25 protein-coding genes and 1 riboswitch are annotated in these 24,389 nt (G+C 63.0%); of the genes, 9 read left to right on the forward strand and 16 right to left on the reverse strand.

From position 1 onward, the window contains the following. The first annotated feature begins 55 nt into the window (after positions 1-55). The 5 genes from WA950_RS18305 to WA950_RS18325 are packed head-to-tail and all read left to right on the forward strand — an operon-like array spanning position 56 to position 4,389. Positions 56-1,063 (forward strand): ABC transporter substrate-binding protein, encoded by a 1,008-nt coding sequence (locus WA950_RS18305; protein ID WP_424553152.1) that lies wholly within the window; start codon positions 56-58, stop codon positions 1,061-1,063. Then, positions 1,064-1,885 (forward strand): ABC transporter ATP-binding protein, encoded by an 822-nt coding sequence (locus WA950_RS18310; RefSeq protein WP_424553153.1) that lies wholly within the window; start codon positions 1,064-1,066, stop codon positions 1,883-1,885. After that, positions 1,882-2,781 carry an ABC transporter permease gene (locus tag WA950_RS18315; RefSeq protein ID WP_424553154.1) on the forward strand — a complete coding sequence of 300 codons (900 nt, stop codon included), beginning with the start codon at positions 1,882-1,884 and terminating at the stop codon, positions 2,779-2,781. Before WA950_RS18310 ends, WA950_RS18315 begins: the two co-directional genes overlap by 4 nt. A 36-nt stretch (positions 2,782-2,817) precedes the next feature. Beyond that, complete coding sequence (locus tag WA950_RS18320; protein WP_424553155.1) at positions 2,818-3,540, forward strand: GntR family transcriptional regulator; 723 nt, start codon at positions 2,818-2,820, stop codon at positions 3,538-3,540. 27 nt (positions 3,541-3,567) lie between these two features. Next, positions 3,568-4,389, forward strand: a complete 822-nt coding sequence (locus WA950_RS18325; RefSeq protein ID WP_424553156.1) for a sulfite exporter TauE/SafE family protein — start codon at positions 3,568-3,570, stop codon at positions 4,387-4,389. Between the two features lie 37 nt (positions 4,390-4,426). Here the strand turns inward: WA950_RS18325 and WA950_RS18330 are convergent, their stop codons facing one another. The 14 genes from WA950_RS18330 to WA950_RS18395 form a co-directional block, all read right to left on the reverse strand. Next, the gene (locus tag WA950_RS18330; RefSeq protein ID WP_424553157.1) at positions 4,427-4,936 is read right to left on the reverse strand and encodes a gluconokinase; all 510 of its coding nucleotides are present in this window, start codon (positions 4,934-4,936) and stop codon (positions 4,427-4,429) included. Between the two features lie 7 nt (positions 4,937-4,943). Further along, on the reverse strand, positions 4,944-5,714 hold the full coding sequence (locus WA950_RS18335) for an SDR family oxidoreductase (protein WP_424553158.1): 771 nt from the start codon (positions 5,712-5,714) through the stop codon (positions 4,944-4,946). A 74-nt stretch (positions 5,715-5,788) separates the two neighbouring features. Next, complete coding sequence (locus WA950_RS18340) at positions 5,789-7,081, reverse strand: TRAP transporter large permease (RefSeq protein WP_424553159.1); 1,293 nt, start codon at positions 7,079-7,081, stop codon at positions 5,789-5,791. Continuing rightward, the gene (locus WA950_RS18345; RefSeq protein ID WP_424553160.1) at positions 7,078-7,626 is read right to left on the reverse strand and encodes a TRAP transporter small permease; all 549 of its coding nucleotides are present in this window, start codon (positions 7,624-7,626) and stop codon (positions 7,078-7,080) included. Before WA950_RS18345 ends, WA950_RS18340 begins: the two co-directional genes overlap by 4 nt. Before the next feature lie 129 nt (positions 7,627-7,755). Then, positions 7,756-8,586, reverse strand: a complete 831-nt coding sequence (locus WA950_RS18350; RefSeq protein WP_424553161.1) for a 5-deoxy-glucuronate isomerase — start codon at positions 8,584-8,586, stop codon at positions 7,756-7,758. 47 nt (positions 8,587-8,633) lie between these two features. Further along, positions 8,634-9,617: a TRAP transporter substrate-binding protein gene (locus tag WA950_RS18355; RefSeq protein ID WP_424553162.1), complete on the reverse strand. Its 984-nt coding sequence runs from the start codon at positions 9,615-9,617 to the stop codon at positions 8,634-8,636. 47 nt (positions 9,618-9,664) lie between these two features. After that, entirely contained in the window at positions 9,665-10,381 is a 717-nt protein-coding gene (locus tag WA950_RS18360; protein ID WP_424553163.1) for a FadR/GntR family transcriptional regulator, read from the reverse strand. 134 nt (positions 10,382-10,515) lie between these two features. After that, positions 10,516-11,187 (reverse strand): adenosylcobinamide amidohydrolase, encoded by a 672-nt coding sequence (locus WA950_RS18365; protein WP_424553164.1) that lies wholly within the window; start codon positions 11,185-11,187, stop codon positions 10,516-10,518. Positions 11,188-11,208: 21 nt separating this feature from the next. Further along, positions 11,209-12,243, reverse strand: coding sequence for a DUF6925 family protein (locus WA950_RS18370; protein WP_424553165.1), 1,035 nt, complete (start codon positions 12,241-12,243; stop codon positions 11,209-11,211). Beyond that, the gene (locus WA950_RS18375; RefSeq protein WP_424553166.1) at positions 12,236-13,033 is read right to left on the reverse strand and encodes an ABC transporter ATP-binding protein; all 798 of its coding nucleotides are present in this window, start codon (positions 13,031-13,033) and stop codon (positions 12,236-12,238) included. Before WA950_RS18375 ends, WA950_RS18370 begins: the two co-directional genes overlap by 8 nt. Next, on the reverse strand, positions 13,030-14,031 hold the full coding sequence (locus tag WA950_RS18380; RefSeq protein WP_424553167.1) for a FecCD family ABC transporter permease: 1,002 nt from the start codon (positions 14,029-14,031) through the stop codon (positions 13,030-13,032). Before WA950_RS18380 ends, WA950_RS18375 begins: the two co-directional genes overlap by 4 nt. After that, positions 14,028-14,876 carry an ABC transporter substrate-binding protein gene (locus WA950_RS18385; protein ID WP_424553168.1) on the reverse strand — a complete coding sequence of 283 codons (849 nt, stop codon included), beginning with the start codon at positions 14,874-14,876 and terminating at the stop codon, positions 14,028-14,030. The genes WA950_RS18380 and WA950_RS18385 overlap by 4 nt, the downstream gene beginning before the upstream one ends. Next, positions 14,876-16,783: a TonB-dependent receptor plug domain-containing protein gene (locus WA950_RS18390; RefSeq protein WP_424553169.1), complete on the reverse strand. Its 1,908-nt coding sequence runs from the start codon at positions 16,781-16,783 to the stop codon at positions 14,876-14,878. Before WA950_RS18390 ends, WA950_RS18385 begins: the two co-directional genes overlap by 1 nt. 158 nt (positions 16,784-16,941) lie before the next feature. Continuing rightward, positions 16,942-17,144: riboswitch (cobalamin riboswitch) on the reverse strand. Between the two features lie 124 nt (positions 17,145-17,268). After that, the gene (locus tag WA950_RS18395; RefSeq protein ID WP_424553170.1) at positions 17,269-18,189 is read right to left on the reverse strand and encodes a LysR family transcriptional regulator; all 921 of its coding nucleotides are present in this window, start codon (positions 18,187-18,189) and stop codon (positions 17,269-17,271) included. A gap of 97 nt (positions 18,190-18,286) precedes the next feature. Between WA950_RS18395 and WA950_RS18400 the strand changes: the two genes are divergently transcribed. Continuing rightward, positions 18,287-19,114, forward strand: a complete 828-nt coding sequence (locus WA950_RS18400; protein WP_424553171.1) for an SDR family oxidoreductase — start codon at positions 18,287-18,289, stop codon at positions 19,112-19,114. A gap of 84 nt (positions 19,115-19,198) precedes the next feature. Here the strand turns inward: WA950_RS18400 and WA950_RS18405 are convergent, their stop codons facing one another. Further along, entirely contained in the window at positions 19,199-19,894 is a 696-nt protein-coding gene (locus WA950_RS18405; protein ID WP_424553172.1) for a protein-L-isoaspartate(D-aspartate) O-methyltransferase, read from the reverse strand. Positions 19,895-20,397: 503 nt separating this feature from the next. After that, positions 20,398-21,294, reverse strand: a complete 897-nt coding sequence (locus WA950_RS18410; RefSeq protein ID WP_424553594.1) for a LysR family transcriptional regulator — start codon at positions 21,292-21,294, stop codon at positions 20,398-20,400. 141 nt (positions 21,295-21,435) lie between these two features. Here WA950_RS18410 and WA950_RS18415 point away from each other — a divergent pair, with 141 nt between their 5' ends. The 3 genes from WA950_RS18415 (at position 21,436) to WA950_RS18425 (ending at position 24,272) form a co-directional block, all read left to right on the forward strand. Beyond that, on the forward strand, positions 21,436-22,209 hold the full coding sequence (locus WA950_RS18415; protein WP_424553173.1) for an SDR family oxidoreductase: 774 nt from the start codon (positions 21,436-21,438) through the stop codon (positions 22,207-22,209). 132 nt (positions 22,210-22,341) lie between these two features. Further along, the gene (locus tag WA950_RS18420) at positions 22,342-22,923 is read left to right on the forward strand and encodes a DUF924 family protein (RefSeq protein WP_424553174.1); all 582 of its coding nucleotides are present in this window, start codon (positions 22,342-22,344) and stop codon (positions 22,921-22,923) included. 71 nt (positions 22,924-22,994) lie between these two features. Next, the gene (locus WA950_RS18425) at positions 22,995-24,272 is read left to right on the forward strand and encodes a diguanylate cyclase domain-containing protein (RefSeq protein ID WP_424553175.1); all 1,278 of its coding nucleotides are present in this window, start codon (positions 22,995-22,997) and stop codon (positions 24,270-24,272) included. Positions 24,273-24,389: the final 117 nt, after the last annotated feature.

Below are 24,389 nucleotides of genomic sequence, written 5' to 3' on the forward strand. Positions count from 1 at the left end.
ATCTGCGCGGGTTTGGAGAATTGTTACGGGTGTGCAGCCCTTCAGGGAGGAAGATATGATTGGAATAAAGCGCATGGGCGCGGCACTGCTGGTGGCGATGAGCGCATTCGCGCCGGCGTCCGCCGAGGTCAAGGATCTGACCATCGTCGTGCCCAACCCTTCGGCTATCAACGTCTATCCATTGCATGTTGCAATCGGGGAGGGGTATTTCGCCGAGGAAGGTCTGAACGTGAAGGTGGAGGCCGTCAACGGCTCAGCTTCCGTGCTGCAGTTGCTCGCCTCTGGCCAGGGACATGTCGGCCAGCCGGGCCCGGCGCCGCTTCTGGCCGCACGTGCTCGCGGCGAGGATATCGTCTTCATCTACAATCATTTCAGCCGCTCGGTCTTCGGCCTTGTCGTGCCGGAAGACTCGCCTGCCAAGGTCCCGGCCGATCTCAAGGGAGCGACGATCGGCGTCGGTACGGCAGATGGCGCCGAAGTGGGCTTCACGCGCGGTATCATGAACGATCTGGGGCTGAAGGACGGTACAGACTATCAGTTTCTGGCTATCGGTGACGGCGGCACGGCCGTAGCGGCATTCCTCAACAAGGAAGTCGGCGGCTATGCGGCTGCGGTGGCGGACGCCGCCATCATCTCGTCGCGCGGCATTCCGTTGCGCGAGATCACGCCGGAACCCTATCTGGACTACTTCGGCAACGGCTGGGCGGTCACGCGGGCATTCCTCGACGCCAACCCCGAAACGGTCACCGGGTTCGGTCGCGCCCTGGTCAAGGGTACGAAATTCGGCCTCGATCCGGCCAACCGGGAAGCGACGCTGAAGCATGTCGCCACCGGCAATCCGCAGGAAAGCGAGGACCCTGCCTTCGCCGATGCGCTGCTCAGCGCAATCCAGGGCCGGACCCTTCCGGTCGATGCCAAGGATCCGTTCGGCTACATGCCGCCGGGCGCCTGGGTGAAGTGGCAGGACAGCCTTGTCGCGAGCGGTGATCTTGAAAAGCCGCTGGACAATATCGAGGCTGCCTACACCAACCAGTTCGTCGAAGCTTGGAACGGGACCAAGTAAATGATGCAGAGCGCCATTCCCGTGGCGGAGCAAACGGCCGGGCGATCTCTCGCCCGGCCTGTCTATCAACTCCGCAACGTTTCCAAATCCTACGGTTTCGGCAAGATACAAGCGCTTGATCCCGTCGATCTCGATCTGCGGGAAGGCTCCTTTTCCTCGGTGATCGGCCCTTCGGGCTGTGGCAAGTCCACGCTCTTGAAGATCATGGCCGGGGTGACGCCGCCCAGCACGGGCAGCGTCATTCTGGATGGAAAACCCGTTCTCGGCGCGCGGCGCGAGATCGGCATGATGTATCAGCAGGCGACGCTGTTTCCCTGGTTGACCGCGATCGACAACGTGCTGCTGCCGATCAGCATCCGTGACGGCAAGGCGGCGGCGAAAGCCCGTCGCAGGGAAGCGCAAGACCTGCTCGAGCTGGTCGGCCTCAAGGGTTTCGACAAGGTCTATCCGCGACAGCTGTCCGGAGGCATGGCGCAGCGCACGTCGATCTGCCGGATGCTGATCACCGAACCGCAGGTCTTGCTGCTGGACGAGCCTTTCTCGGCCCTCGACGAGCTTGCGCGCGATTTCATGAATATCGAGCTGCAGCGGATCTGCCTGTCGCGCAATGCCACTGCGTTCCTGATCACGCATTCGATTTCGGAAGCCGTGCTGCTTTCGGACGTGGTCTACATCATGTCGGCGCGACCTGGCAGGTTCCTCGAGGCGGTGCCCATCGAATTGCCGCGTCCGCGGACGCTTGAAATGATGACGACACCGGAATTCGGCAAATATGTCCGCTATATCCGCAGCCGCCTGGACGAAGGGGCCGTTACCGCATGAGACCTACAGCCGTTGATACCACCGTCCCGGCGCTGGGGCGGGCGATAACAGTCGAGCCCGGTACCTTCCCCGAAACGGTCTGGAGCGAGCAGGTCGCCTGGATCGATCGCGTCCCCCGTGTCATTGCCATGGCGGCGCTTTTGCTCGCCGTCCTTTCCCTGTGGTGGGCCGTTCACTATTTCGAGGTGGTCTCGCGCATCATCCTGCCTTCCCCGGCGGAAGTGGCTGGCGACATCATCGTCGTGGGGAAGAACATGCTCTCTGGCGGCTACATGTTGTCGGCACTCTGGATGACCACGAAGGAAGTGCTCTGGGGGTTCTTTTTTGCCATTGCGATCGGCTTTTCCCTCGGCGTCCTGGTCGGGGAAACATCGTTCGGCGAACGTGCGGTCCTGCCTTACCTGGTGGCAATCGACACCATGCCCAAGGTGGCCTTCGCGCCGCTCTTTCTTGCCTGGCTCGGTTTCGGCATTGCGTCCAAGGTGGCGCTGGCTGCCTTCATCGCAACATTCCCGATCGTGGTCGGTACCGCAGCGGGCCTGCATGTCGCGGACGAGAACGCCCGGATGCTCTTTCGCACGCTCGGCGCCAGCCGTTGGCAGACCCTGATCCGCATGAAGATTCCCACAGGCCTGCCGCAGATCTTCACGGGCCTCAAGATCGCTGCGGTCGGCGTCATGGCGGGCGCAATAACCGCCGAATTTCTGGGCGGCGGCAAGGGTTTCGGCGAATTGATCCGCGTTGCGGCGAGCCAGCTCCAGACGCCCCGCGTGTTCTCCCTGATCCTCTATCTCAGCGTGCTCGGTTTTCTGGTGTTCTGGACTGTAGTTCTGATCGAGCGCAGACTGGTCTTCTGGCATCGCAGCTCGGTCACCGGTATCGATGATCGGCGCTAGCCTTGAGGGATCTGTTTTGAGAAGAAGTCGAAGCCAATGACGACCCGCCCGATTGCACCCCGTCGCGCTAATCCGCGACGGACCGAGAAAGAGACCGCGGCAACAACAGTCTACCACGCCCTGAAACGGGATATTGTTCGCGGTGTTCTCGAACCTGGTCACAAGCTCCTGATCGACCAGATCGCTGAACGCTATTCGGCCGGCACAAATCCGGTGCGGGAAGCGCTCAATCGGCTCTCTTCCGAGCGTCTGGTGGACCGTGAGGACCTGCGTGGCTTCTTCGTGCCGCCGATCTCGCTCGAGGACTTCCGTGACATAGTGCGTACACGTTGCTGGGTCGAGGGGAAGGCGCTGGAAGAATCCATCCGCGCGCGAACCGAAGACTGGGAGGATGCTATCATCCTCGCCACGCATCATCTGCGCAATACGCCGATCCACTATTACGAACACACCGAACCCGGCATGCCGCCGCCGGACAACACGCATTGGGAGGAGCGTCATCGCACCTTCCACCGCGCCCTCATTGCCAATTGCGGGTCTCGGCACCTCTTGCGCTTCGCCGACGAGCTCATGCTGCTCGGCGAGCGGTATCGTTTCATCTCCATGGCCAACAGCTATCCTCGCCGCCGCAGCGTCGATGAACACCAGGCGATCGTCGACGCCGCCCTGGCCGGTGACACGAAACGAGCGGTGGAAGCCCTTCAAGGCCAATACCTCATGACGCTGACGATCTACGAAGAAACAATGTCAAGCGACTGACCCCTCCATTTCAAGAAGATCCCCTATATGCCGTTCGATATGGAAACTGTTTTGGCCCTTGCCGGCCTGCTTCTCGTCGCTGGCGCCGCGGTCGGCTTCCTGGCCGGGCTTTTCGGTGTGGGCGGGGGAGCGGTGTCCGTGCCGGTGCTCTACGAGGCATTCGGCCTTCTGGGTATCGACGATTCCGTGCGGATGCCGCTTGCGGTGGGCACCTCGCTTGCCTTGATCGTGCCGACGTCCCTGCAATCGGCACGCGGCCACTATCTGCGCGGTGCGATCGACATGCCGACGCTTCGGCTATGGGCGTTCCCGATCCTGTTCGGGGTGATCGCCGGTTCCGTGATAGCGCGCTATTCCGATCCCTGGGTTTTCAAGCTCGTCTTCATCGGTGTTGCCGGCGTGGTTTCGGTGCGCATGCTGCGTGGCTCGGGCTGGACCGTTGCCAGCGCCCTTCCCGGCGCCGGTATCATGCGCCTTTTCGGGGCGGCGATCGGCTTTCTCTCCTCGCTCATGGGCATTGGCGGCGGGGCGATCTCGAACCTGATCCTTTCGCTCTTCGGCACGCCGATCCACCGTGCCGTCGCCACGTCCGCCGGTGTCGGTGTGCTGATATCGATACCCGGGGCCATCGGATATGTCTTTGCAGGTTGGGGCAAGGCAGGGTTGCCGCCGGATGCTTTCGGCTATGTATCGCTTCTCGGTTTCCTGCTCATGCTGCCCACGTCCTTCCTCACCACACGTTTCGGTGTCCGGGCGGCCCATGGACTGGGGAAGCGGCAGCTGGAACTGCTGTTCGGTCTCTTTCTCATGACCGTATGCCTGCGCTTTCTGTACGACATCCTGGCTTGAGGCGGTCATTGCGGGGCAGGGGCGAAGCTGGCTCGACCTATATCGAGCGGTTGGCCAGCGTCGAGAGCACATTTGTCACCACACATTCAATCGACTGTTCGATGTCGATGGTAACGACGTCTGGCTCGCACGTCGGTGGTTCAAGCGTCGCGAGCTGGCTATCGAGGAGCTGCGCCGGCATATAGTGGCCGCGTCGTTGCTCCAGTCGCGCCTGCAACGCACTTCGGGATCCTTGCAGAAACACGAATATGACGGGGCCTTTTGCGGAGCGGCGAAGACGGTCGCGGTAGGCGCGGCGCAGCGCCGAACACGAGAGCACGACGAAACCGCCTGCATGAGAGGAAATTCGCTCCCCCAGCGCGTCGAGCCACGGCCAGCGATCCGCATCCTCCAGCGCCACGCCACGCGACATCTTCTCAACATTGCACTGCGGATGCAGATCATCGCCTTCAATGAAGGAGCAATCCAATCGATGGGCCAGCGCCGCCCCGAGGGAAGATTTTCCGCACCCCGAGACGCCCATCACGATGATGGTTCCGAAGGCCATTGCGGGCTTAGAGACAGGTGGTGATGCCGCCATCGACATAGAGCGTGTGTCCGTTCACGAAAGAGGAGGCCTTGCTTGACAGGAAGACGGCGGCGCCGATCAGTTCCTCGACGTTGCCCCAGCGGGTGGCCGGTGTGCGCTTCTCCAGCCAGCCGGAGAATTCCGGATCGTCGACCAGCGCCTGGTTTAGCGGGGTCTTGAAGTAACCGGGGGCGATGGCGTTGACTTGCAGCCCGTGCCGCGCCCAGTCGGCGCACATGCCGCGGGTGAGGTTTTTGACTGCGCCCTTGGTTGCGGTGTAGGGCGCGATGCCCGGACGGGCGAGCTCGCTCTGCACGGAGGCGATGTTGATGATCTTGCCCTCGCCACGGCCGATCATATGGCGGGCGACCGCCTGGCCGACGTAGAAAACGCTCGAAATGTTGGTCTTGAGGAGCTGCTCCCAGCGGTCCGCTGGGAAGTCTTCCAGCGGCGTGCGAAACTGCATGCCGGCATTGTTGACGAGAATATCGATCGCCCCGATCTCGTCCTCGATGCGCCGCACTTCCGATTGCGCCGCACCCGAAACGGTGACGTCGAAGATCGAGGCATGGGCCGTGTGCCCTTCGCTCTGAAGGGCTGCTACCGCCGTGTCGACTGTGGCGCGGTTGCGGCCGTTCAGGATGACGTCAGCGCCGTGCTCCGCCAGACCGCGCGCCAGCGCAAGCCCGATGCCCTGGCTCGATCCGGTGACAAGGGCGCGCCGGCCCGAAAGGGTGAATAACGAATGTGTGCTCATGGCTCACTCCACAGGATTGAAGCGTCTGTCCCCGCCGGCCGGACGAGGCGGGCGGAGACAGGCGCGGCATTTGCTCAGTGCCCGAGAAGGCGCGGCAACGAGGTGCTGATCTGCGGCACGAAGGCGAGGATCAGCAGGTAGACGATCAGGATGCCGATGAAGGGCAGGGCATGCTTGACCACATCGACGAAGCGCGCCTCGGCAATGGCGCTGGTGATGAACAGCAGCACGGCAACCGGCGGAGTGACGGCGCCAAGCTGCGTCGTCACGATCATCAGGATGCCGAGATGCAGCGGGTCGAAGCCGAACGCCTGTCCGACATATGCCGCGACCGGGACGAAGACGATCAGGACGGCGAGGCTCTCGAGGAACATCGTCAGCACGAGGATGATCGCGAGCAGGGTCAGAAGCACGACATGCCGGTCGTCCGATACGGATTGCAGCAGGCCGAGGACGCTCTGGTTGAAGTTGACGAAGGAGAGCAGCCATCCGAGCGCGCCTGCCACCGCGATGATCCCCACCACCATCGCCGTGGTGACGGCGGCGTCGAGGAAGATCGCCGGCAGATCCTTCGGACGGATTTCGCGGTAGACCAGCATGCTGACGACGATCGAATAAAGGCATGCCGCAACGCCCGCCTCGGTGGCGGTGAACACGCCGGCAAAGATGCCGCCGAGGATGATGAAGGGGGCCAGAAGTGCCACCCATGCGCCGCGGATGGCGGAGAGGATCTGCCGCAGGCTCGCCCGCTTGGTATGGTGGCGCAAGGCGGGATATTGTGGAAGCATCGCGAGGACGCGGATGAAACTCGACAGCAGCAGGGCCAGAAGCAGGCCCGGCACGACGCCGGCGACGAACAGGCCGCCGATCGATACGCCGGTCATGGCACCATAGACGATCATCGTCATCGAAGGTGGGATGATCGGGCCGATGATGGAGGCGACGGCGACGATGCTTGCCGCCAGGCCCGGCTGGTATCCCTGCCGTTTCATCGACGGGATCATGATCGAGCCGATCGACGCGGCCTCGGCGGCCGACGAACCGGATACGTTTGCCATCGCCGTGCAGGCCACCACGCTGGTGTGGCCGAGGCTGCCGCGCAGGTGCCCGACCAGCGTCTGGGCGAATGTGACGAGAGCGCGGGAAAGCCCGCCCTTGGACATCAGCGCGCCCGCCAGGATGAAATAGGGCAGGGCGAGCAGGCTGAACGAATCCAGCATGGCGAAGGTGCGCTGGGCAAAGAGCGCGAAGTTCACGCCCGGCATCAGGAAGATGCCGGCAGCACTGGTGAGGCCGATGGCGAGCAGAACCGGAAACCCGAAGCCGACCAGCGCGAGAAGCGCACCGAAGAGAAGGAAGATTGTCATGCTGCCGATGCTCCCAGTGTTTTCTGCAGGAGCCGGTCGAGGGCGGTGAATATCAGGTATATCCCCCCGACAACGAGCCCGAAATAGACCTTGTCCATCGTGATGCCGATCCCGGCGCTCGTCTGCCGCCAGGCAACCGACATCAGCGCCCAGGTCGAGACGACGATTGCGGCCCCGAGGAGCAGCCAGGCGAGATCGATGATCCAGTCGAGGAAGAGCGCCTTGCGGGGACCGAGCGCGTTCTGAAGGATATCGACGCCGATATGGGCGCCGCGACGATAGCCGATGGGCACTGCGAAGAAGATCAGCCAGATATGGGCGTAGCGCTGGAATTCTTCCGACCAGCTGAGCGAACTGCCCAACAGGAAGCGGTTGACTACCTGCCACAGCGCAACGAAAACCATTGCGGCAAACAGCGCGATCACGGCGATTTCAAACAGCCGGTGTATCGATGAGAATACCGTGCCGAGCGGCCCGCGCAGGACCGTCATCGGTTTCCTGGCGACCTCCTCTCCAATTGCGTCGAATTCTGACGACGTTTGCATCGCGGCCCTCCCGTGCCACGGATACGGCGGGAATGCCGGGCGTACCCGCGCATCAGGCGCCGTTCCGATATGTTGAATTGAAGCCATTCTCCTTCGGACGAAACGGCCGAAGGCAGTGCAGTCAGCGGATCAGCGGAACTTCGCCTGCATGTCCTTGATGCCGGGGATCTCGTCCTTGAGGTGGGCGTGACGTTCTTCGAAGTGCTGGAGAAGCCCGCGCGTCGTTCTGCCGGCAAGAATAGTAAAGATGTACTCGGCGTGCCCCGGCGAAGTGACGGTCGGGTGGTAGCCCTCGGCAACCAGCACCGTGTCTCCATGCTCGGTCATGACGACTTTCCGCGCCTCGCCCTCGCGGTACAGGAACTGTCCGCCGAAACCCGTCTCGGGCTGGAACCGGTAGTGATACAGTTCCTCGTGGTCGGTCTCGCCGTCGCGGTCGGTGTCGTGCTTGTGGGGCGGGTAGCCGGACCAGCAGCCTGGCTCGCAGTAGAGCTCGCTGACGAGCAGACGACCGCTGCGTCCTTCGCCGTTCTGGCCGAGCAGATGGAATATCTCGCGCTTCGAATGCGTGTCGCTCGAACCGACGACGACGGGATCGACCTCGTCGGGCGTGACGCGGAACGGCAGGTATGTCTCCTCGCAGACCGCACCGGCGATAGCCACTTCGCAGGCGCTGATCGCCTCGATGACGACTTCGCCGCCGCTGCCCGCATAGACGCTGTCCGCGCGCCCGGCCCACACGCTGTCGCGGCCGCCGACGCGATGGAAGGAATGGTCGCCCGCGTGGATATCGATCATGCCGTGCATCGGCACGATGTGCGTTTCGAGGCCGGTTTGATCAAGCAGATAGCGCGCGCCCGGTTCCAGTCGGATCAGATTGAAGTAGATAAGGGAAAGATGCTTCCCCGGTACGGCGATGGCGCGGTTCTGGTTGTCGTGCGCGCTGATATGAAAGGACATTGTAGGCTCCGGAATGGAGCGGCGCCCGGAGGGCGCCGCGGTAGGGGTCAGTTTGCAGCCGCGGCGCGGATCTTCTCCAGGGTCGCCGTCGCATCAAAGGATTTGGCGAGTTCATCCTGCACGCCGTTTGCCGCTGCCTGGAACGGTGCGGTGTCGACCGTCGTCACGTTGACGCCGGCAGCGGCAAGCGCCGCCAGTGCTTCGCCTTCACGCAGCGGCGCCAGTGCGCGCTGGGCGTCGCGCGCAAACCGTGCCGCCTTGTCGAGCGTCGCCCGGTCGGCCTCCGACAGGGAGCTGACGAAGGTGCTCGAGCAGACGAAGGCCAGCGGGCCGAACAGGTGGCGGGTCAGCGCGTAGTTGTGCGCGACTTCGTTGAACTTGTTGGCCAGGATGATGGACGCATTGTGCTCCAGCCCGTCCAGAACGCCGGTTTCCATCGCCGTGTAGATCTCGCCGAATGCCATCGGCGTTGCGTTGGCGCCCATGGCGTTGAGCGCCTTGACGTAGGTGTCGGTGGGGATCGTGCGGATTTTCAGGCCGTGCAGGTCTTCGGCGGTGTTCACCGCCTTGCTGGTCGTGGCGACGTTTCGGTAGCCCCAGCTGTCCAGCCAGGCGATGACCTCGAAGCCGCCCTCGCGCAATTCCGTCGCCAGTTCCGTGCCGACCTCGCCATCGAGGACGCGATGGACATGGTCGTAGTCCTTCCAGAGGAACGGCAGATCGAGAACGCCGATCTTCTTCTCGAAATTGCCGAGGATGGCCGTTCCGGAGATGATGCAGTCCGCGCCGGAGCCGAGCTGCATGGCCTCGTAGACTTCGCGCTCCTGGCCGAGCTGGTTGTTCGGATGGATCGTGACCGAGAAATTGGTGCCGAAATCCTGCGCATATTTCTGGAAAAGCCAGGACGCTACGTGGATTTCGGATTCCATCGAATCCTGATGCGAATGTGCAAGCTTGAGTTCAACGGCGCTGGCCGGCAGACTCAAAAGCAACGCGATGCCCGCGCCGCCAACGAAAGTGGCAGTCCTCATTTTATCCTCCCAGTGTGGTAGATCGCCTCCCCGCGGAATGCGGTGAGTTAGCTTTCGGTATCGAGCTCGCTGTAGCGCGTGCCCGTCATGACAAGATGGCGGTGCATTGCGTGCCCCGCCGCCTCCGGGTCGCCCCGTTCAATCGCCCGCAGGATGGCTGCATGTTCCTCCACCGCCCGGCCTGCGCGGCCGTCCTCGCAGGTGCGGCTTTCCTTGGCGCTGGAAATGATGCGCGGCGCGAATACGCTGACCATGGAATGCAGCACGTCGTTGCCGGCCGCCTCGGCGATCTGCAGGTGGAAAAGCACGTCGGACTCGATCGACACTTCGCCGTTGGCGACCGAGGCGACATGGCTTTCATGCGCAGCGCGGATCGCGGCGATTGCCGCGCGGTCGGCGCGTTCGGCGGCCAGGCGGGCGGTCTCTACCTCCAGAACCCGACGCGCCTCGACCATGTCCGCGGGCTTGGGGTCGGCAAGCGAAAGCATATTGGAAATGAGTGCCGAAAGGCCAGTGGAGGTCATGTCCTCGACGGTCGTTCCGCTCTGCGGCCGGGTCTTGAGGATGCCGAAGAACTCCAGCTTGAGGAGGGCTTCCCGCACGACGCTGCGTCCGACGCCGAATTGTTCCGCAAGCGCCCGCTCGGAAGGCAGGCGGTCGCCGGGGTTTATCGCTCCCTGGGCGATGAGGGCGCGCAATTGCTGGATGATCTGGTCGGACGGGCTGGTGACCTCAATCTTGTTGAGCCCCTTCAAGCGTTGCATTTGCGTCCCTCCGAACCCAGGCAGGGTATGAAACACCCCTTCGATGGTGCGTTCTAACACTCAGCTGAAAATTGGTCAACCAATAATTGGTTGACCAGTTTTCGCTCTTGGGCGGTGCGATGGAAATGTCCGGCTTACAAGGCCCGGGAGATTTTTCCATGCCATTCCGCGACCCAGCGCATGCCGCCTTTCATGACCGCATCGTAGACCGCTCGTCCCAGTGAAACGCCGACGTCAGTATGAAGTCCGGCGAAGGGCAATTCCGGGCAAAGCCGGGGTGATGCAACAACGATGCAATCCGTTCCCGTGCCGGTCACGACACGGCCATTGCGGGTGAGGCCAAGATCCATGATGGCGGCGGTGCGGGCTTCGGTGGCAATCGAAAGCGCTTCCAGGCGCGCGGCCTCTGACAACGAAGCCCCGACATGGACCAGAAGGTTGATCGTGCCGAGACGAGCGGTTCCGTCGAAGGGCTCGCCGACCCGGCCGGCGTTGGAGAGGCCGACGGTGGCAAGGCAAGAGGAAGTAATGGCACCGGCGGTGGCGCTCGCTAGATCGTAATGGGCGAGGCTGCGCGATGTCATGAGATGCACTGCCTCGCTGTGGCCAGCGATGTCCATGCGCGTATGCAAGAGTTCGACGGGATCGACCTCCAAAGGCAAGTCCCCGTCGCGGACTTCGAGCCAGACGACGGAACGGGCCACCACGAAGCCGGGCCGGGTCAGCGACCAGCTCAGCATGTTCTGCGGTTCGGCAAATTCCGCAATGAGGAAGGGGCAAGCTTGGCGGGTCGAAAAGGCGTGCATGTGGTCTGTGGTCCGGATTGCTCAATGGCCGGGTGCGTCGTCATCGGTCGCCGCAGTGTCGGAAGCCTTGTCGAATGCTTCGCGCCAGCGCGCTACCAGATCGCCATAGGTGCCGCTGGGGAATTTCTCGGCGAGACGATGTTGCTGGCGGAGGGTGAGACGCAGCGCCGCACGGCCGAATCGATCCGTCGGCGCGCAGAACCCGCCCGGCTCGATCTTCCTGCCCAGTGCCTCCAGCACAGCCCTGCGCAGAAGAAGCAGGTCTGGGCGAGCAAATTGCTCGTAGAGCCCCTGGAAACGGGCATGATCGTCGAGGTCGAACTCCGTATCCGCGCCCATGCCGTCGGTGACCGGATTGGCCGGGTGGAGATAGCCGAGCGGCACCAGATGGTCGGGGATCGGCGTATTGGCCGAATGGGTGCGGCCCGACTTCAGGAGCTGCGGCAGGAGGTGGGAGTGCGGGCCGGGCGGGGAGACGCCGCCGGTATCAGGCCCACCGATCTTCTGGAAGACTTCAACGCGGCCGATGCGCGTCAGTGCGATGCGGTGCGGATGGGCCTTGAGGATAGCGCCGCCAGCCGGATTGGCGGGATCGAACAGGCTGCGCCCGACATTTTCACGCAGGAGCGCGATAAGGTCGGCATCCTGTGTGCGGATGCAAAAATCGCATTGGGCAAGGGTAAGGCCCATGTCGAAGAGGATCGAACCGCGGTCGGCAGGACGAACGGCTTCTTCGTCCGGGCCGAGTTCGGTGAGGGCGTCGCGCCTGTTTCCGGCGGCATCCTGGACCGGCAGGCAGAGCGCCACGGCATGGCTCCAGCGGTGCGGCCTGGGGCTTAGCGTCTCGTAGGCGACGGGCTCGATGCTGTCCACCGTCGCGGCATTGAGCCTGATCGCGCCGCGGCGGGTCGCCCGCACGTAGAGGGCCGGCGCGTCGGCCTCGAGATATTCGCCCCGGTCCTGATGAAATTCCACGACGGCGCCGAAGGAGCCCATGCTCCAGCTGGCTTTCTCGTCGGTGAGGTGGCTTTGCAGAATATCCCGCAGATCAGCCATGGTCTTCTTCCTTCCTCTTCTGCGACAGGTCGACCGGCTGAACGACGAGGCCGCCGGTGGCGGTGCCGATGAACGCTTCGACCTTGTAGACGTCTTCAATGGTTTGGGCTGTCAGCACGGCCTCCGGCCGGCCCTCGGCATGCGGGCGGCCGCCATTCAGCAGCAGCAGGCGGTCACACCAGCGAGCGGCCAGTGTCAGGTCATGCATCGAAGCGACAACGATCCTGCCTTCCTCCGCCAACTCCCTGAACAGGCGCATGAGTGCGATCTGGTGTTGCGGGTCGAGGCCTGCCAGCGGCTCGTCTGCAAGCAGCACCGGCGTTTCCTGCGCAAGCGCCCGGGCGATGAGGACGCGTGCCCGTTCACCGCCGGAAAGGCTGGTAACGGCACGCTTGCGGAAAGCTGAAAGATCCATGCGTGCGAGCGCCGCTTCGACCGCGGCCCGGTCGCGGTCCGATGGGGCGGCGAAGCGCGCATGATGCGGCAACCGGCCGAGTGCCACCACGGCCTCCACGCTCATCGCCCAGGCAGTCTCGCGCTCCTGCGGCAGGTAGGCGATGTGGCGGGCGCGATCGGCGGCGCGCAGCCCGGCAAGATCAACGCCGTCGAGGTGAATCCTGCCGCTTGCAGGAACCAGGCCGAGGCAGGCACGCAGGAAAGTCGACTTGCCAGCGCCATTCGGGCCGATGAGGCCGGTGAAACTGCCCTTGCCGACGGTTAGCGATACACCGTCCACGACCCTCCTGCCGGAAAGCGAGGCCGACAGATTTTCGATGGCGAGCACACTCATAGCCCTGTCCTCCTGTGCGACCAGACGAGCCAGAAGAAGAAGGGGGCGCCGACGATCGCCGTCAGGACGCCGAGCTTGATGTCGCGATCCGGGGCGATGACGCGCACGAGAATATCCGCGCCAAGCAGCAGCGCCGAGCCGCCGAGGGCGCTGGCCGGAAGCAGCCGCGAGGGCTGCGCGCCGACGAAGGGGCGCAGCACATGCGGCACGACGAGGCCGACAAAGCCGATGGCACCGGTGACGGCGGTGGCCGCACCGACCGAGAGCGCCGTGCCGAGCACCGCAAGCCACTGCACCCGCCTGAGGTCGATGCCCATACTGGCGGCCGCATCGGGGCCGAGGCTCAATGCATCCAGCGCCCTTCCGAGCCGTAGCAGCAGGAACCAGCCGGCCACCGTGAACGGCAGGATCAGCCAGACATGCGGCATGGAGCGGTCGGTGAGCGAGCCGAGCATCCAGAACATGATTTCCATCGCCGCAAAGGGGTTGGGCGACAGATTCAGAACCAGCGAGGTCATCGCGCCGGCGAGGCTGGAAATTGCAACGCCGGCGAGAATGACGGTAAGCGGTCGTCCGTCCACGCTTGCCATCGCTTTGAGGATAAGCACGGCCAGCATGGCGCCAGCCAGCGCCATGAGCGGCAGGGCGAGCATGAAGAGTGCCGAAAGGCCGGTATAGATGGCGATGACCGCGCCGAGCGAGGCCGAGGCGCTGACGCCAATCAGCCCCGGCTCGGCCAGCGGATTGCGCAGATATCCCTGCAGCGCCGCCCCCGAAAGGCCGAGCGTCGCGCCGACCAGAAGACCGAGCAGGGCGCGGGGCAGGCGGATTTCCTGCATCACCAGGACCAGCAGATCCTCGCCGCCGCCAAACAATGCCTGAAGGGTGTCGAAAAAGCCGACATCGGCCGGGCCGATGGTGAGCGAGAGGAGAAAGAGCACGAGCGTCACCGCCGCAAGGACGGTGAGGGTGGCGTGATAGTGGTCGCGGATCGTCATGGTGCAGCCCCGTCTTTCCGGCGCGCTGCGTCCTGCAGGACGCGGGCTCCTTCCAGCGTGAATGGACCGCCGCAGACGGTCAGCCGGTTTTCGAGCGACACTTCGGCGGAGGCAGCTGCAAGGGCGCGATAGGCGGGATGAGCGAAATTTTGCTCGGCGAGGGCCGGTCCTTCGACCTGCGAACGGCCGCCCACCAGCAGATCGGGATTGGAAAGGACGAGCAGTTCAAGCGGCAGGCGGACAATTCCCGCCATACCAAGCGTTTCGGCGATATTTTCGAGCCCGGCGCGTTTCACCACTTCAGCGACAAGCGTTCCGGAACCGGACGTATAGCTGTTTGCGAAATAGAGCGCGGTGCGCAGCCGCGGCGTCCTTGCGCTTTCGAGCATGGCGATTTCCGCGTCCATGCCGGCTATCAGCTCTCTTGCCCGTTCCGGATTGCCGAGCAGGTCGCCCATGCGCCGAAGGTTCGAGCGCACTTCGTTGAAGGAAGCCTCGGAATGGAATTCTTCGACGCGGAAACCGAGCCGGCGCAGCAGCGAGACGGTGGTGCGCGTCGTATAGGTTCCGGCGAGAACGAGGTCCGGCTGCATGAGGAAGATTTCTTCCGCCAGCCCGTGATTGACGACAAAGGCGCGCGCCTCCCGCGCCATCGCCGACGTGCCGGCGTCACGGGCCAGATAGGAAACCGAATGCAGTTGGCCAGGCCGTGCGACGAGCATGGCCAGCTGGTCCGTGCAAACATTCATGGAGACGACCCGTTGTGGAAAGGTATCGGCGCCCGCAGCCGCTGCCGGCCAGAGCAGGCCGGTGAGGATCATCGCGCGCCAATACCTGCCGCGCATCAGAAGGTCGCCTTCATGCCGGCAAAGGCCGTCAGGCCCGGCGTGTTGAAGCCGTAGACTTCCTGGTAATCGCGGTCGAACAGGTTGTCGATGCGGCCGAAGATCTCGACTGTCTCGTTCATCTTGTAGCTGCCGCCGACATTGACCACCGTGTAACCGCCGAGCGTCACCCGCGGGGGAACGAGTGTGGCGAATACGTTGTCCACCATGCTGCCGTTGAACACCGCCTCGGCGAAGATTCGCGCCCGGTCGTCGTGAAACACATAGGCGGTGTTCAGCGAGCCGGTGTGGCGCGGCCGGCGCACTTCCGCAAGGCGCGGTCCGCCAGCCACCATCTGCTCGCTTGCATTGGTGTATGTGTAGGTGCCGGTCATGGTTAGGCCGTTGAAGAAATCGACGGTCGCGGAAACCTCGACGCCGTGCCTGCGGCTTTCGCCGCTGCGATTGATCGGCGACGAGGTGAAATCCGCATTGTAGACGGTGGCGATCTCGTTCTCGAGGTTCTGGTTGAAATAGGTAACGTCGACAACGAGGCTGCCGTCGAAGAAGCTCTTCTCCACGCCGATATCCCAGCCGATGCTTTCCTCCGGCTTCAGGTTCGGGCTGCCCCTGAACGTGCCGGGAATATAGCCGAACTGCTCGTAGAATGTCGGATTGGTCACGGCGGTGCCGATGGAGGCGTGCAGCCGCGTTTCCGCATCCGGGATTTGCCAGGCGGCGCTCAGCGTCCAGGTCCCGGCATCGGCGAAGGCATCGTTCCAATCCTGCCGCACGCCGCCGGTCAGGTACAACTGGTCGAAGAATTCGCCGCGATATTCACCGATCAGCGAATGGGTGCTCCGGCTGAAAGTCTCCGTGAGGTGGGATGGCGAAAAGGCCTCACGCTGCCATTCGTAGCCGGCGGTGAACTGATGAACCTGGTTGTCCAGATCATCGTAGCGGTAGGAGGCCTGGTAGGTGGCGTTGTAGCGGTTGCCGTCACTCCAGCTGTCGCCGAAGGCGCCGGAATGATTGAAGCGGTAGATGTCGTTGCCGGAAATGCGGGCCTTCTGGGTCAGTGCGCCATCGAGTGCGGTATTGGTGAGACCGATCGAGCCGAAGAACTCGCGGCTCTTCGTGTAGTCGTCCGCGTCATAGGTCATCGCGGTGTTGTAGTCCTGCGGGTCGAGGTCGCTGCGGCGATTGACGTATCGCAGCGTGCCGTCGATGACCGTCTCAGGCGACAAGTCCACCGTGAACCTGCCGTTCAGCGTGCCGTTGCGGTCGCCGTCATCCTCCTTGCCGATACTGGAAATGTTGTACCCTTCCGAACGGCGGAGCGTGCCGTTCAGCGAATAATCGAAATTCTCGCCGCCGCCGCGGGTGGAAAGCGCGCCCATCACCGTGCCGTCCGTCCCAAACTCGGTGCGGGCCGTCGAGCTGGACGAATTCCGCTCACCTTTCCTGGTGACGATATTGATGACGCCGGACATGGCGTTCGATCCCCAGAAAGTGCTCTGCGGACCGCGCAGGATTTCGATGCGCTCGATATCGTCCGCGATCAGGCTGCCGAAATCGAACTCGCCCTGGCCGTTGTCGTTGACCTCGATGCCGTCGATGACCACAAGCACATGGTTGCCTTCCGCGCCGCGCACACGCACCTGCGTCAAGCCGCCTGCCGACCCCGTTCGGGAAACGGCAAAGCCTGGCACGAGCCGCAATGCGTCCGCTACATACCGGACCTGGTTCTTCTCGATGTCTTCGCCCGTGATGACGGTGACGGCGCGGCCGGATTTTTTCAATTCCACCGCGGTCAGGCCGTCGGTGATGACGATCTCGTCGAGGTCGGTTGGCGCTGGGTCCTGTGCGAAAGCAGGTTGGCACAACACGATGGCAAGCAGGGAAGCCCCTGCCAGTTGGTTTTTCATGTTTCCCCCACGGCAGGACGCGCCTGCACGGTTTTCCACCGCGGGCTTGCAAGGTTTTCCGGGAACGCAGGTTTCCATCAACCGTCCAGCGACGCGGCGACATCTTCGACAATGTCACCGCTACGGACGGCCGCGCCCGGACACTCCCCGTATCCTGGCATGGGTGACCGAAACAGGCAGGTCTCCTGACTTCCGCGTCATCGCTCTCCCCGCCTTCCCACGCTTTCGCGCAGTGGCATATGAGGCAAGCTCGGCGGTTACAGTTGCGGGGGCAGTCGCGGTCTCGGCCCCTGATGGGTAATCCTCACCGCGTTCCCTTTTCATCCGTCGTACTGACGGAACCTGTTACGTGAACAAAGCTTATCGAGGGTTGAGAGGCGTGGTCAAGGGCGAAGTGTCGTTGCACACGGAACTATCGTTGCAAGAGGCTATCGCGTTTCTCCAGGCTTGTGCGGGGCACTGCTTATGCGGCCTGCAGCCACTTCTCATCTGCCATATCCACCCCCAAGAGCATCCCTAACGTGCGGTTCCTTCAACAGGTCGATGAAGGCGCGCAGCGGCGATGGCACATGGCGGTGGCCGGGATAGTACAGCATCAGGCCCGGATAGGACGGGCACCAATCCTCAAGCACCGTGACCAGGCGGCCGGAGACGAGCAGGTCGCTTGCCGCATTTTCCGACACATAGGCGATGCCGAGACCATCGACCGCCGCTTCCACCATCAGGTCGTTGTCATCGAGGGTCAGTGCGCCCGGCACATCTACGGCGATTTCCTGCCCGTGTTTCTGGAACTCCCAGCGATAGCGTGTGCCGCTCGGCAGGCGCTGGCGAATACAGCGATGACGGTGCAGGTCATCGGGAACGGCAGGTCTACCGAAACGGTCCAGATAGCCCGGTGCGGCGACGGCGAGGAAGCGGTGATCGTTGCCAATCCGCGCCGCAATCATATCCTGTGGCACAGCCTCGCCGAGCCGAACGCCCGCGTCAAAGCCGCTCTCCACGATATCGACAAACCGCCCGTCGCTGACGAGATCGAGTTCCACCTCGGGATATTTTTGCGTGTAGGCGGGCACGACGTGGCGAAGCAGAAGCCGGGCAGCCCCCTTGCTGGCGGTGATCCGCAACGAACCGTTCGGGACGCCCCGATCGTCCGCCAGAGCATCAAGCGCGATGTCGAGGTCCCGCAAGGTCGGTGTAATCCTCGCAAGCAACCTGCTGCCGGCCTCCGTGGGTGAAACGCTACGCGTCGTGCGATGGAGCAGCCGCAGGCCCAGCTGCTCCTCAAGCTTTCGCATGCGATGGCTGAGCGCGGAGCGGGACACGCCGAGAAGATCGGCGGCGCGCCGGAAACTGCGCTCGGCGGAAACCACGGTGAAAGCTTCGAGGTCGGCAAGGGTCGGTTTCATGACTGGTGAATCTTTCTCACCAAGTCATACTACAATGGCGCACTTCTCTTTCCAATAGAAACCCTCGATACCGGGGTCTCAGGAAAGGAGAACCCTCATGAGCAAGACATGGTTCATCACCGGCGCATCGTCGGGCCTCGGGCGGCTGTTGACGGAACGACTGCTGGAATGCGGCGACCGCGTCATCGCAACGCTGCGACGCGATGGCGCCCTCCAGGACCTGCAGAAAACGCACGCTGAGCGCCTAACAGTGCTGAAGCTGGATTTGACGGATATTCCGGCGATCCGCAGGGCTGTGGACGACGCGTTCTCCGGCGCGGGCCGGATCGACATTGTTGTGTCCAATGCGGGGTATGGGCTGTTCGGCGCAGCCGAAGAGGTCAGCGATGCGCAGATCGACCATCAGATCGCGACCAATCTCACCGGCTCCATCCAGGTCATCCGCGCAGTGTTGCCACATCTGCGCCGTCAGGGTGGCGGGCGTATCCTCCAGGTCTCTTCGGAAGGTGGGCAAATCGCCTATCCGGGCTTTTCGCTCTATCACGCCACCAAATGGGGGATCGAAGGCTTTATCGAGAGCGTCGCACAGGAAGTAGCCCCCTTCGGCATCGACTTCATCCTTGCCGAACCCGGCCCGACAGCGACAGGCTTTGCCGCAGGGCTTGTGCAAGGCGAAGAGATGCAGGCCTATGCCGATACGCCCGCCGGCGCGGTGCGCCGGGCGTTCCGCGAAGGCACGTTCGCGGTAAAGGGCGACGCCGGCAGGACGGTCGAGGCGGTGATTGCCGCAGCAATTGCCGATACTCCGCCGTTCCGCCTGACCCTCGGCAGCACGGCCTATGCGTCCATACGCGTTGCGCTCACCGGGCGGCTCCAGGCGCTCGAGGCCCAGCGAGACGTAGCCTTCTCGGCGGATGTCGATTGATTTCGGTCCTCGTCGGCCGGCGCGTCTCCACCCCGCCATTCCTGATGATGAGCCACTCGGCGAAGCAAGGGCACCATGGGCAGATCAGCTCGGGAAGGCTTTGCGGATGTAGAGGTTGGTATGGCCAGGGTCCTCGCTCCACCCCTCTTCGCCGATCAGCGGCACGAACAGGACGCCGCCGAGATCCTCTTCTTCATAGCGGTTCGCGGCGACCCGCGTAACGCGGATCAGCCGTTGTGATCGCTCTTCATGCTCGACCGGAATGACGAGGCGCCCGCCAACTTTCAGCTGGTCTTTCAGTGACGTCGGGACCGCCGGCACCCCGGCGGAAACGATGATGGCGTCGAACGGAGCCTTTTCCGGCCATCCCTTTGTGCCATCACCCGTGAGGATTTCGACATTGCGCCGGCCGAGCGCGGAGAGCCGCTCCGTGGCTCTGGCGGCAAGCGCGGCATGACGCTCGATGCCAGAGACCTGCCCTGCGAGATGGCTCAGCACCGCGCAGGCATAACCCGAACCGGCGCCCACTTCCAGGACGCTGTCCGTCCCTTCGATCTCGACGGCTTCCGCCATCCGGGCGACGATATAGGGCTGGGAGATGGTTTGCCCTTCGGCGATGGGCAGGGCCGAGTCCTCGTAGGCAAACGCCTCGAAGCCGTGCTCGACGAAGGCTTCCCGCGGCACCAGCCACATCGCCTTCAGCACCCGCGTGTCCTTGATGCCACGGCGTGCAAGGTGGAGCTCGATCATCTCGTATCGAGCATAGTCGTAGTCGAACATGACGACCTCCCGATTTCATCCTCCGATGATGCGATCTGGGAATGAATGCCGCCCGGCTGGGCCCCCCGTTCAGTGCAGGCCCGCCGGTGCTGCTTCAACCTGGTCGCGCCGTGTTTGTTCCCTGCCGGACTTTAAGTGTCGGTCGGCAACACTAGCCGGGGAAGCGCGCAGTGGTTTGATGGGCTAGGGAGTTGGCTCACCGATGGCTGGAGGGATCAACGATCCGTCGTCGGACGGTGTACTCGGTTGCTCGACCTCGAACAGAGCCACGCTGAGCACGAGGGCAATCAGCGCGCCGAGCAGAGCTACAAAGATGAGGCCCGACTTGTCCATAGGGGCAATCTAGCAGTGAATGCGTGGATTTCGAGGCGTGCTCGGCCGAAGAGAGCCATCCTTCCCGATCCCGTACGGCATAGCCGTGGCAGGAGTGGCGTCAGGCAGCTTTCCAATCGGCTGGCTACATTGCAGCCCTTGCCTGAAGGCGTTCGCCGCCGATACAGGGGTCATTGAGCCTCGCGCTTCAGAAGACTCTCCAGCCAGTCGGCGAGGACATGAACCCGGCGAGAAAGATGGTGGCGATGCGGGTAGAGCAGCGTCATCGGCATCGGCTCCGCGCGGTATGACGGCATCACCTCGACGAGTTCGCCGGCTTTGAGATGGCGTCTGACGTCATAGGCTGGAATCTGGATCAGGCCGATGCCAGCCAGACAGCAGGCAATATAGGCTTCAGCGCTGTTGACCGCGACGCGGCCGCGCATCGGCATCGATCGCAACACCCCGTTCTCGACCCATTCCCAGGCCTCAACGCGCCCGCTCGACGGTGAGGCGTAGTTGACCGCCAGGTGGTTTTGCAGATCGTCAGGCGACTGGGGCAGGCCATGGCGCTCCAGATAGGCAGGGCTTGCGACATTGATCAGCCGAAGCTCACCGATTGAACGCGCGATCATGCCGGAATCGGCCAGTGGCCCGACCCGCAGGACGCAGTCCACGCTTTCCTCGACGAGGTTCACGGCGCGGTCGGTGACGCCGAGATCGATGTCGATCTCTGGGTAGGCGTCGAGAAAGGCCGGCAAAGCCGGTGCGACAATCAGGCGCCCGATGCGGCCCGGAACATCCATCCGCAGCCTGCCCGAGGGCATCGCGGATTGGTGGAAGATGTTCTCGGCTTCCTCGACATCCGCGATCAGCCGCAGGCAGCGCTCATAGAAAGCCGTGCCGTCGTGTGTCGGCGATACCACCCTCGTGGTCCGGTGCAGGAGCCTTGCTCTGACACGGCCCTCCAGTTCCTGCACTGCCGCGGATACCGACGAGCGCGGCATGCCGAGCGTATCCGCCGCGCGGGTGAAACTCGCGCATTCGACGACGCGGACAAAGATGCGGAAGAGATCAATACGGTCCAAGCGGGTGGATGCCTTCATTGTCCAGAATTTGCGACAGGTGATGTCAGAATGATCGCCTTTATAGGTTAATCATAGACGATATCCTCCATTCTCGAAAGCGGTTGCATAGCGTGGCCGTGGAAGAACAAGGAGGCTGACGCCATGACCGCTCACAGCATCAAGGGAAAAACCGTCATCATCGCCGGCGGTGCGAAGAACCTCGGCGGATTGATCGCACGCGATCTCGCCGAGCACGGCGCCAAGGCGATCGCAATCCACTACAACAGCGCCTCCACGAAGGCGGATGCGGACGCGACTGCCGCTGCCGTCAGGGCTAGCGGGGCGGAAGCAGCCGTCTTCCAGGCCGACCTCACCACGGCTGGCGCGATGGAGAAACTTTTCGCGGACGCGGTGGCGGCGGTCGGCAGGCCTGATATCGCCATCAACACCGTTGGCAAGGTGCTGAAGAAGCCGATCGCCGAGATCAGCGAAGCTGAATACGACGAGATGACGGATGTGAACGCGAAGTCCGCCTTCTTCTTCCTCAAGGAAGCCGGCAAGCATCTCAACGACAACGGCAAGATCTGCACGCTTGTCACCTCGCTGCTCGGTGCCTACACGCCCTTCTATGCGGCCTATGCCGGCACCAAGGCACCGGTGGAGCATTTCACGCGGGCGGCCTCGAAAGAGTTCGGGCAGCGTGGCATCTCGGTGACGGCCATCGGTCCCGGGCCGATGGATACCTCCTTCTTCTATCCGGCGGAAGGCGAGGACGCGGTTGCCTATCACAAGACGGCTGCCGCGCTGTCGAAGTTCTCCAAGACCGGCCTAACCGATATCGAAGACATCGTTCCCTATATCCGCTTCCTCGTCACGGACGGCTGGTGGATGACGGGCCAGACGATCCTCGTAAATGGCGGGTACACAACCAAGTAGTTGCGGCACGCTGGATTGTGCTCCCGGCCCGCCGTCGACACCCGGCGGCGGGCCCAATGGAATGCGAGCGAGATTGGAAAGGTGCTTCATGCCCATGCTGTTCGTCAAAGCGCCTCGTCCGGAGCCGTCGCCATGATGCAGCCTCTGCTCGGGATGGATGCCGTGGCTGCCGGTACGGAGCGGATCGATGCCGTCATCGGCTTCTGGAAGGACGCGGGGAGGAAAGGTCGATGGTTCGCCAAGGACAAGGATTTCGACAGGCGCTTTCGCAACCGGTTTCTCGATCTGCATCTGGAGGTCGCGGCGCGACTGCATGACGGCTGGACTGAAACGCCGGATGGTGCACTGGCGCTCCTGATCCTGACGGACCAGTTCCCGCGCAACGCCTTTCGCGGCACTGGCCACATGTACGCGACGGATCCGCTTGCCCGGCACTATGCCAGGCTGGCGCAGGCGGCCGGACATATGGAGCGCGTCGAACACGACCTTCGGCTGTTCTTCTGCCTGCCCTACGCCCATTCGGAAGAGATTGCCGATCAGGACATATCGGTAATGCTGAATGGGAAGCTTGGCGAACGGTGGCTCTCCCATGCCGAGGGACATCGCGACATCATCCGCCGCTTCGGTCGCTTCCCGCACCGCAACCCGATGCTGGGGCGCGAGACGACGCGCGAGGAAGCCGCGTTTCTACGCGATGGGGGATTTCGTGGATAGCGGCTTGGTAGGCGGAACGACCGGACCGGGACAACAGCGAGAGGAAGCCGCACACGGATTAGGATTGGGGATTGATTGACGACATGACGGGTTTTCTGGTCCTGCTGGCGCAGGCGGTCATTTATTTTGCCGCGATGGCAGTCATTTTCCATTTCAGAACGGTGATCGGGATCGGGGTCTTCTACTGCGTTCTCGGCGCGATGCATTTCCTTGAGACCTATCTCGCAGCGGTCTTTTTCATCCAGTTGCCTTTCGGGCTGATCTCGCCTGGCTCGACGGTGATGTTTGCGGGCAAGCTGGCCTTCTTTCTGCTGCTCTACATCAAGGAAGATGCCGAGAGCATGCGTCAGCCCGTTTACGGGCTGCTGGTCGGCAACATTCTTATGGTGGTGCTGGCGATGATCCTGCGCGTCTACAGTGATCCCGCAAGTCTGCCGGGCTACAATCCAGACCTTCGCTTCCTCGACCAGATCGGCTTCCTCATGGTCTGGGGCACGGTCCTGCTCTTCGTCGACCTGATAGCCTTGGTCGTCGTCTACGAGCGGCTTGGTACGCTGATAAGCAACACGATTCCGGGCCGAATATTCATGAGCCTGGCAATCGTGCTGAGTTTCGATCAGGTCTTCTTCTATGCGGGGCTATATCTCCTGTCAGGCGTCCCGCTCACGGCTTTCTACGGTGGCTGGATCGCCAAGATCGTGGCTGCCAGCTTCTTCGGCCTCATGCTGGCGCTCTATTTGCGCTTCGTCGAGACAAGCGCCATTCGTGCTCGCCCGCACGGAGCCGTCGATGTGTTCGATCGCCTGACCTATCGTCACCGCTACGAAAAGCTGGTCGAACGGATCGGAAGGGACGCACTGACTGGCCTGCAAGACCGGGGATGGTTCGATACGAGAGGGCCGGCCATGTTGCAGACAGCCCTGCAATCGGAGCTGTCGGTCAGTCTGATGATGATCGACATCGACCACTTCAAGGCGATCAACGATCAGCATGGGCATCCCCAGGGAGACGATGTCATCCGGGAAGTGGCCGACACGATCATGCGCACCAAGCGCGAGACGGACAAGTTGTTTCGCTATGGCGGCGAGGAGTTCGCGCTGCTTTGCCCGGAAGCGCAGCCGGGAGCGATGGCGCTGGCCGAGCGCATCCGTGCGGCAGTGGCGGCCGTTTCGCATCCAGGCCTCGACCGGCGCGTCACCATCAGCATCGGTATTGCCACCTATCCGGCGGATGCAAAGGATTTTCGCGAGCTGCTGATGCGTGCTGACGCTGCACTCTATGAAGCGAAGGCGCTCGGCCGGAACAGGGCGTTCAACGCGGCCGCAGCAGGACAACGACCCAAGCCGTGATCATGCGGCGTGAGGCCGATGTGGCGCGGGAACCGGATCAGAAGATTGCCGAACGTGCGTTGGGTGCGTGACGGTAGACATTGAGTTGGACAGGGGGTCCGCTTTGCTGATGACTAC

This window comes from Shinella sp. (genome assembly GCF_049651085.1).
Classification (GTDB): domain Bacteria; phylum Pseudomonadota; class Alphaproteobacteria; order Rhizobiales; family Rhizobiaceae; genus Shinella.

Bases quoted from the DNA above. Each gene is read 5' to 3' on its own strand.
- WA950_RS18415 (WP_424553173.1), top strand. From the start codon at position 21,436: ATGACCGCTCACAGCATCAAGGGAAAAACCGTCATCATCGCCGGCGGT.
- WA950_RS18345 (WP_424553160.1), bottom strand. From the start codon at position 7,626: ATGCAAACGTCGTCAGAATTCGACGCAATTGGAGAGGAGGTCGCCAGG.
- WA950_RS18310 (WP_424553153.1), top strand. From the start codon at position 1,064: ATGATGCAGAGCGCCATTCCCGTGGCGGAGCAAACGGCCGGGCGATCT.
- WA950_RS18305 (WP_424553152.1), top strand. From the start codon at position 56: ATGATTGGAATAAAGCGCATGGGCGCGGCACTGCTGGTGGCGATGAGC.
- WA950_RS18330 (WP_424553157.1), bottom strand. From the start codon at position 4,936: ATGGCCTTCGGAACCATCATCGTGATGGGCGTCTCGGGGTGCGGAAAA.
- WA950_RS18400 (WP_424553171.1), top strand. From the start codon at position 18,287: ATGAGCAAGACATGGTTCATCACCGGCGCATCGTCGGGCCTCGGGCGG.
- WA950_RS18320 (WP_424553155.1), top strand. From the start codon at position 2,818: ATGACGACCCGCCCGATTGCACCCCGTCGCGCTAATCCGCGACGGACC.
- WA950_RS18395 (WP_424553170.1), bottom strand. From the start codon at position 18,189: ATGAAACCGACCCTTGCCGACCTCGAAGCTTTCACCGTGGTTTCCGCC.
- WA950_RS18365 (WP_424553164.1), bottom strand. From the start codon at position 11,187: ATGCACGCCTTTTCGACCCGCCAAGCTTGCCCCTTCCTCATTGCGGAA.
- WA950_RS18370 (WP_424553165.1), bottom strand. From the start codon at position 12,243: ATGGCTGATCTGCGGGATATTCTGCAAAGCCACCTCACCGACGAGAAA.
- WA950_RS18420 (WP_424553174.1), top strand. From the start codon at position 22,342: ATGATGCAGCCTCTGCTCGGGATGGATGCCGTGGCTGCCGGTACGGAG.
- WA950_RS18355 (WP_424553162.1), bottom strand. From the start codon at position 9,617: ATGAGGACTGCCACTTTCGTTGGCGGCGCGGGCATCGCGTTGCTTTTG.
- WA950_RS18360 (WP_424553163.1), bottom strand. From the start codon at position 10,381: ATGCAACGCTTGAAGGGGCTCAACAAGATTGAGGTCACCAGCCCGTCC.
- WA950_RS18405 (WP_424553172.1), bottom strand. From the start codon at position 19,894: ATGTTCGACTACGACTATGCTCGATACGAGATGATCGAGCTCCACCTT.
- WA950_RS18375 (WP_424553166.1), bottom strand. From the start codon at position 13,033: ATGAGTGTGCTCGCCATCGAAAATCTGTCGGCCTCGCTTTCCGGCAGG.
- WA950_RS18315 (WP_424553154.1), top strand. From the start codon at position 1,882: ATGAGACCTACAGCCGTTGATACCACCGTCCCGGCGCTGGGGCGGGCG.
- WA950_RS18390 (WP_424553169.1), bottom strand. From the start codon at position 16,783: ATGAAAAACCAACTGGCAGGGGCTTCCCTGCTTGCCATCGTGTTGTGC.
- WA950_RS18350 (WP_424553161.1), bottom strand. From the start codon at position 8,586: ATGTCCTTTCATATCAGCGCGCACGACAACCAGAACCGCGCCATCGCC.
- WA950_RS18340 (WP_424553159.1), bottom strand. From the start codon at position 7,081: ATGACAATCTTCCTTCTCTTCGGTGCGCTTCTCGCGCTGGTCGGCTTC.
- WA950_RS18385 (WP_424553168.1), bottom strand. From the start codon at position 14,876: ATGCGCGGCAGGTATTGGCGCGCGATGATCCTCACCGGCCTGCTCTGG.
- WA950_RS18380 (WP_424553167.1), bottom strand. From the start codon at position 14,031: ATGACGATCCGCGACCACTATCACGCCACCCTCACCGTCCTTGCGGCG.
- WA950_RS18325 (WP_424553156.1), top strand. From the start codon at position 3,568: ATGCCGTTCGATATGGAAACTGTTTTGGCCCTTGCCGGCCTGCTTCTC.
- WA950_RS18335 (WP_424553158.1), bottom strand. From the start codon at position 5,714: ATGAGCACACATTCGTTATTCACCCTTTCGGGCCGGCGCGCCCTTGTC.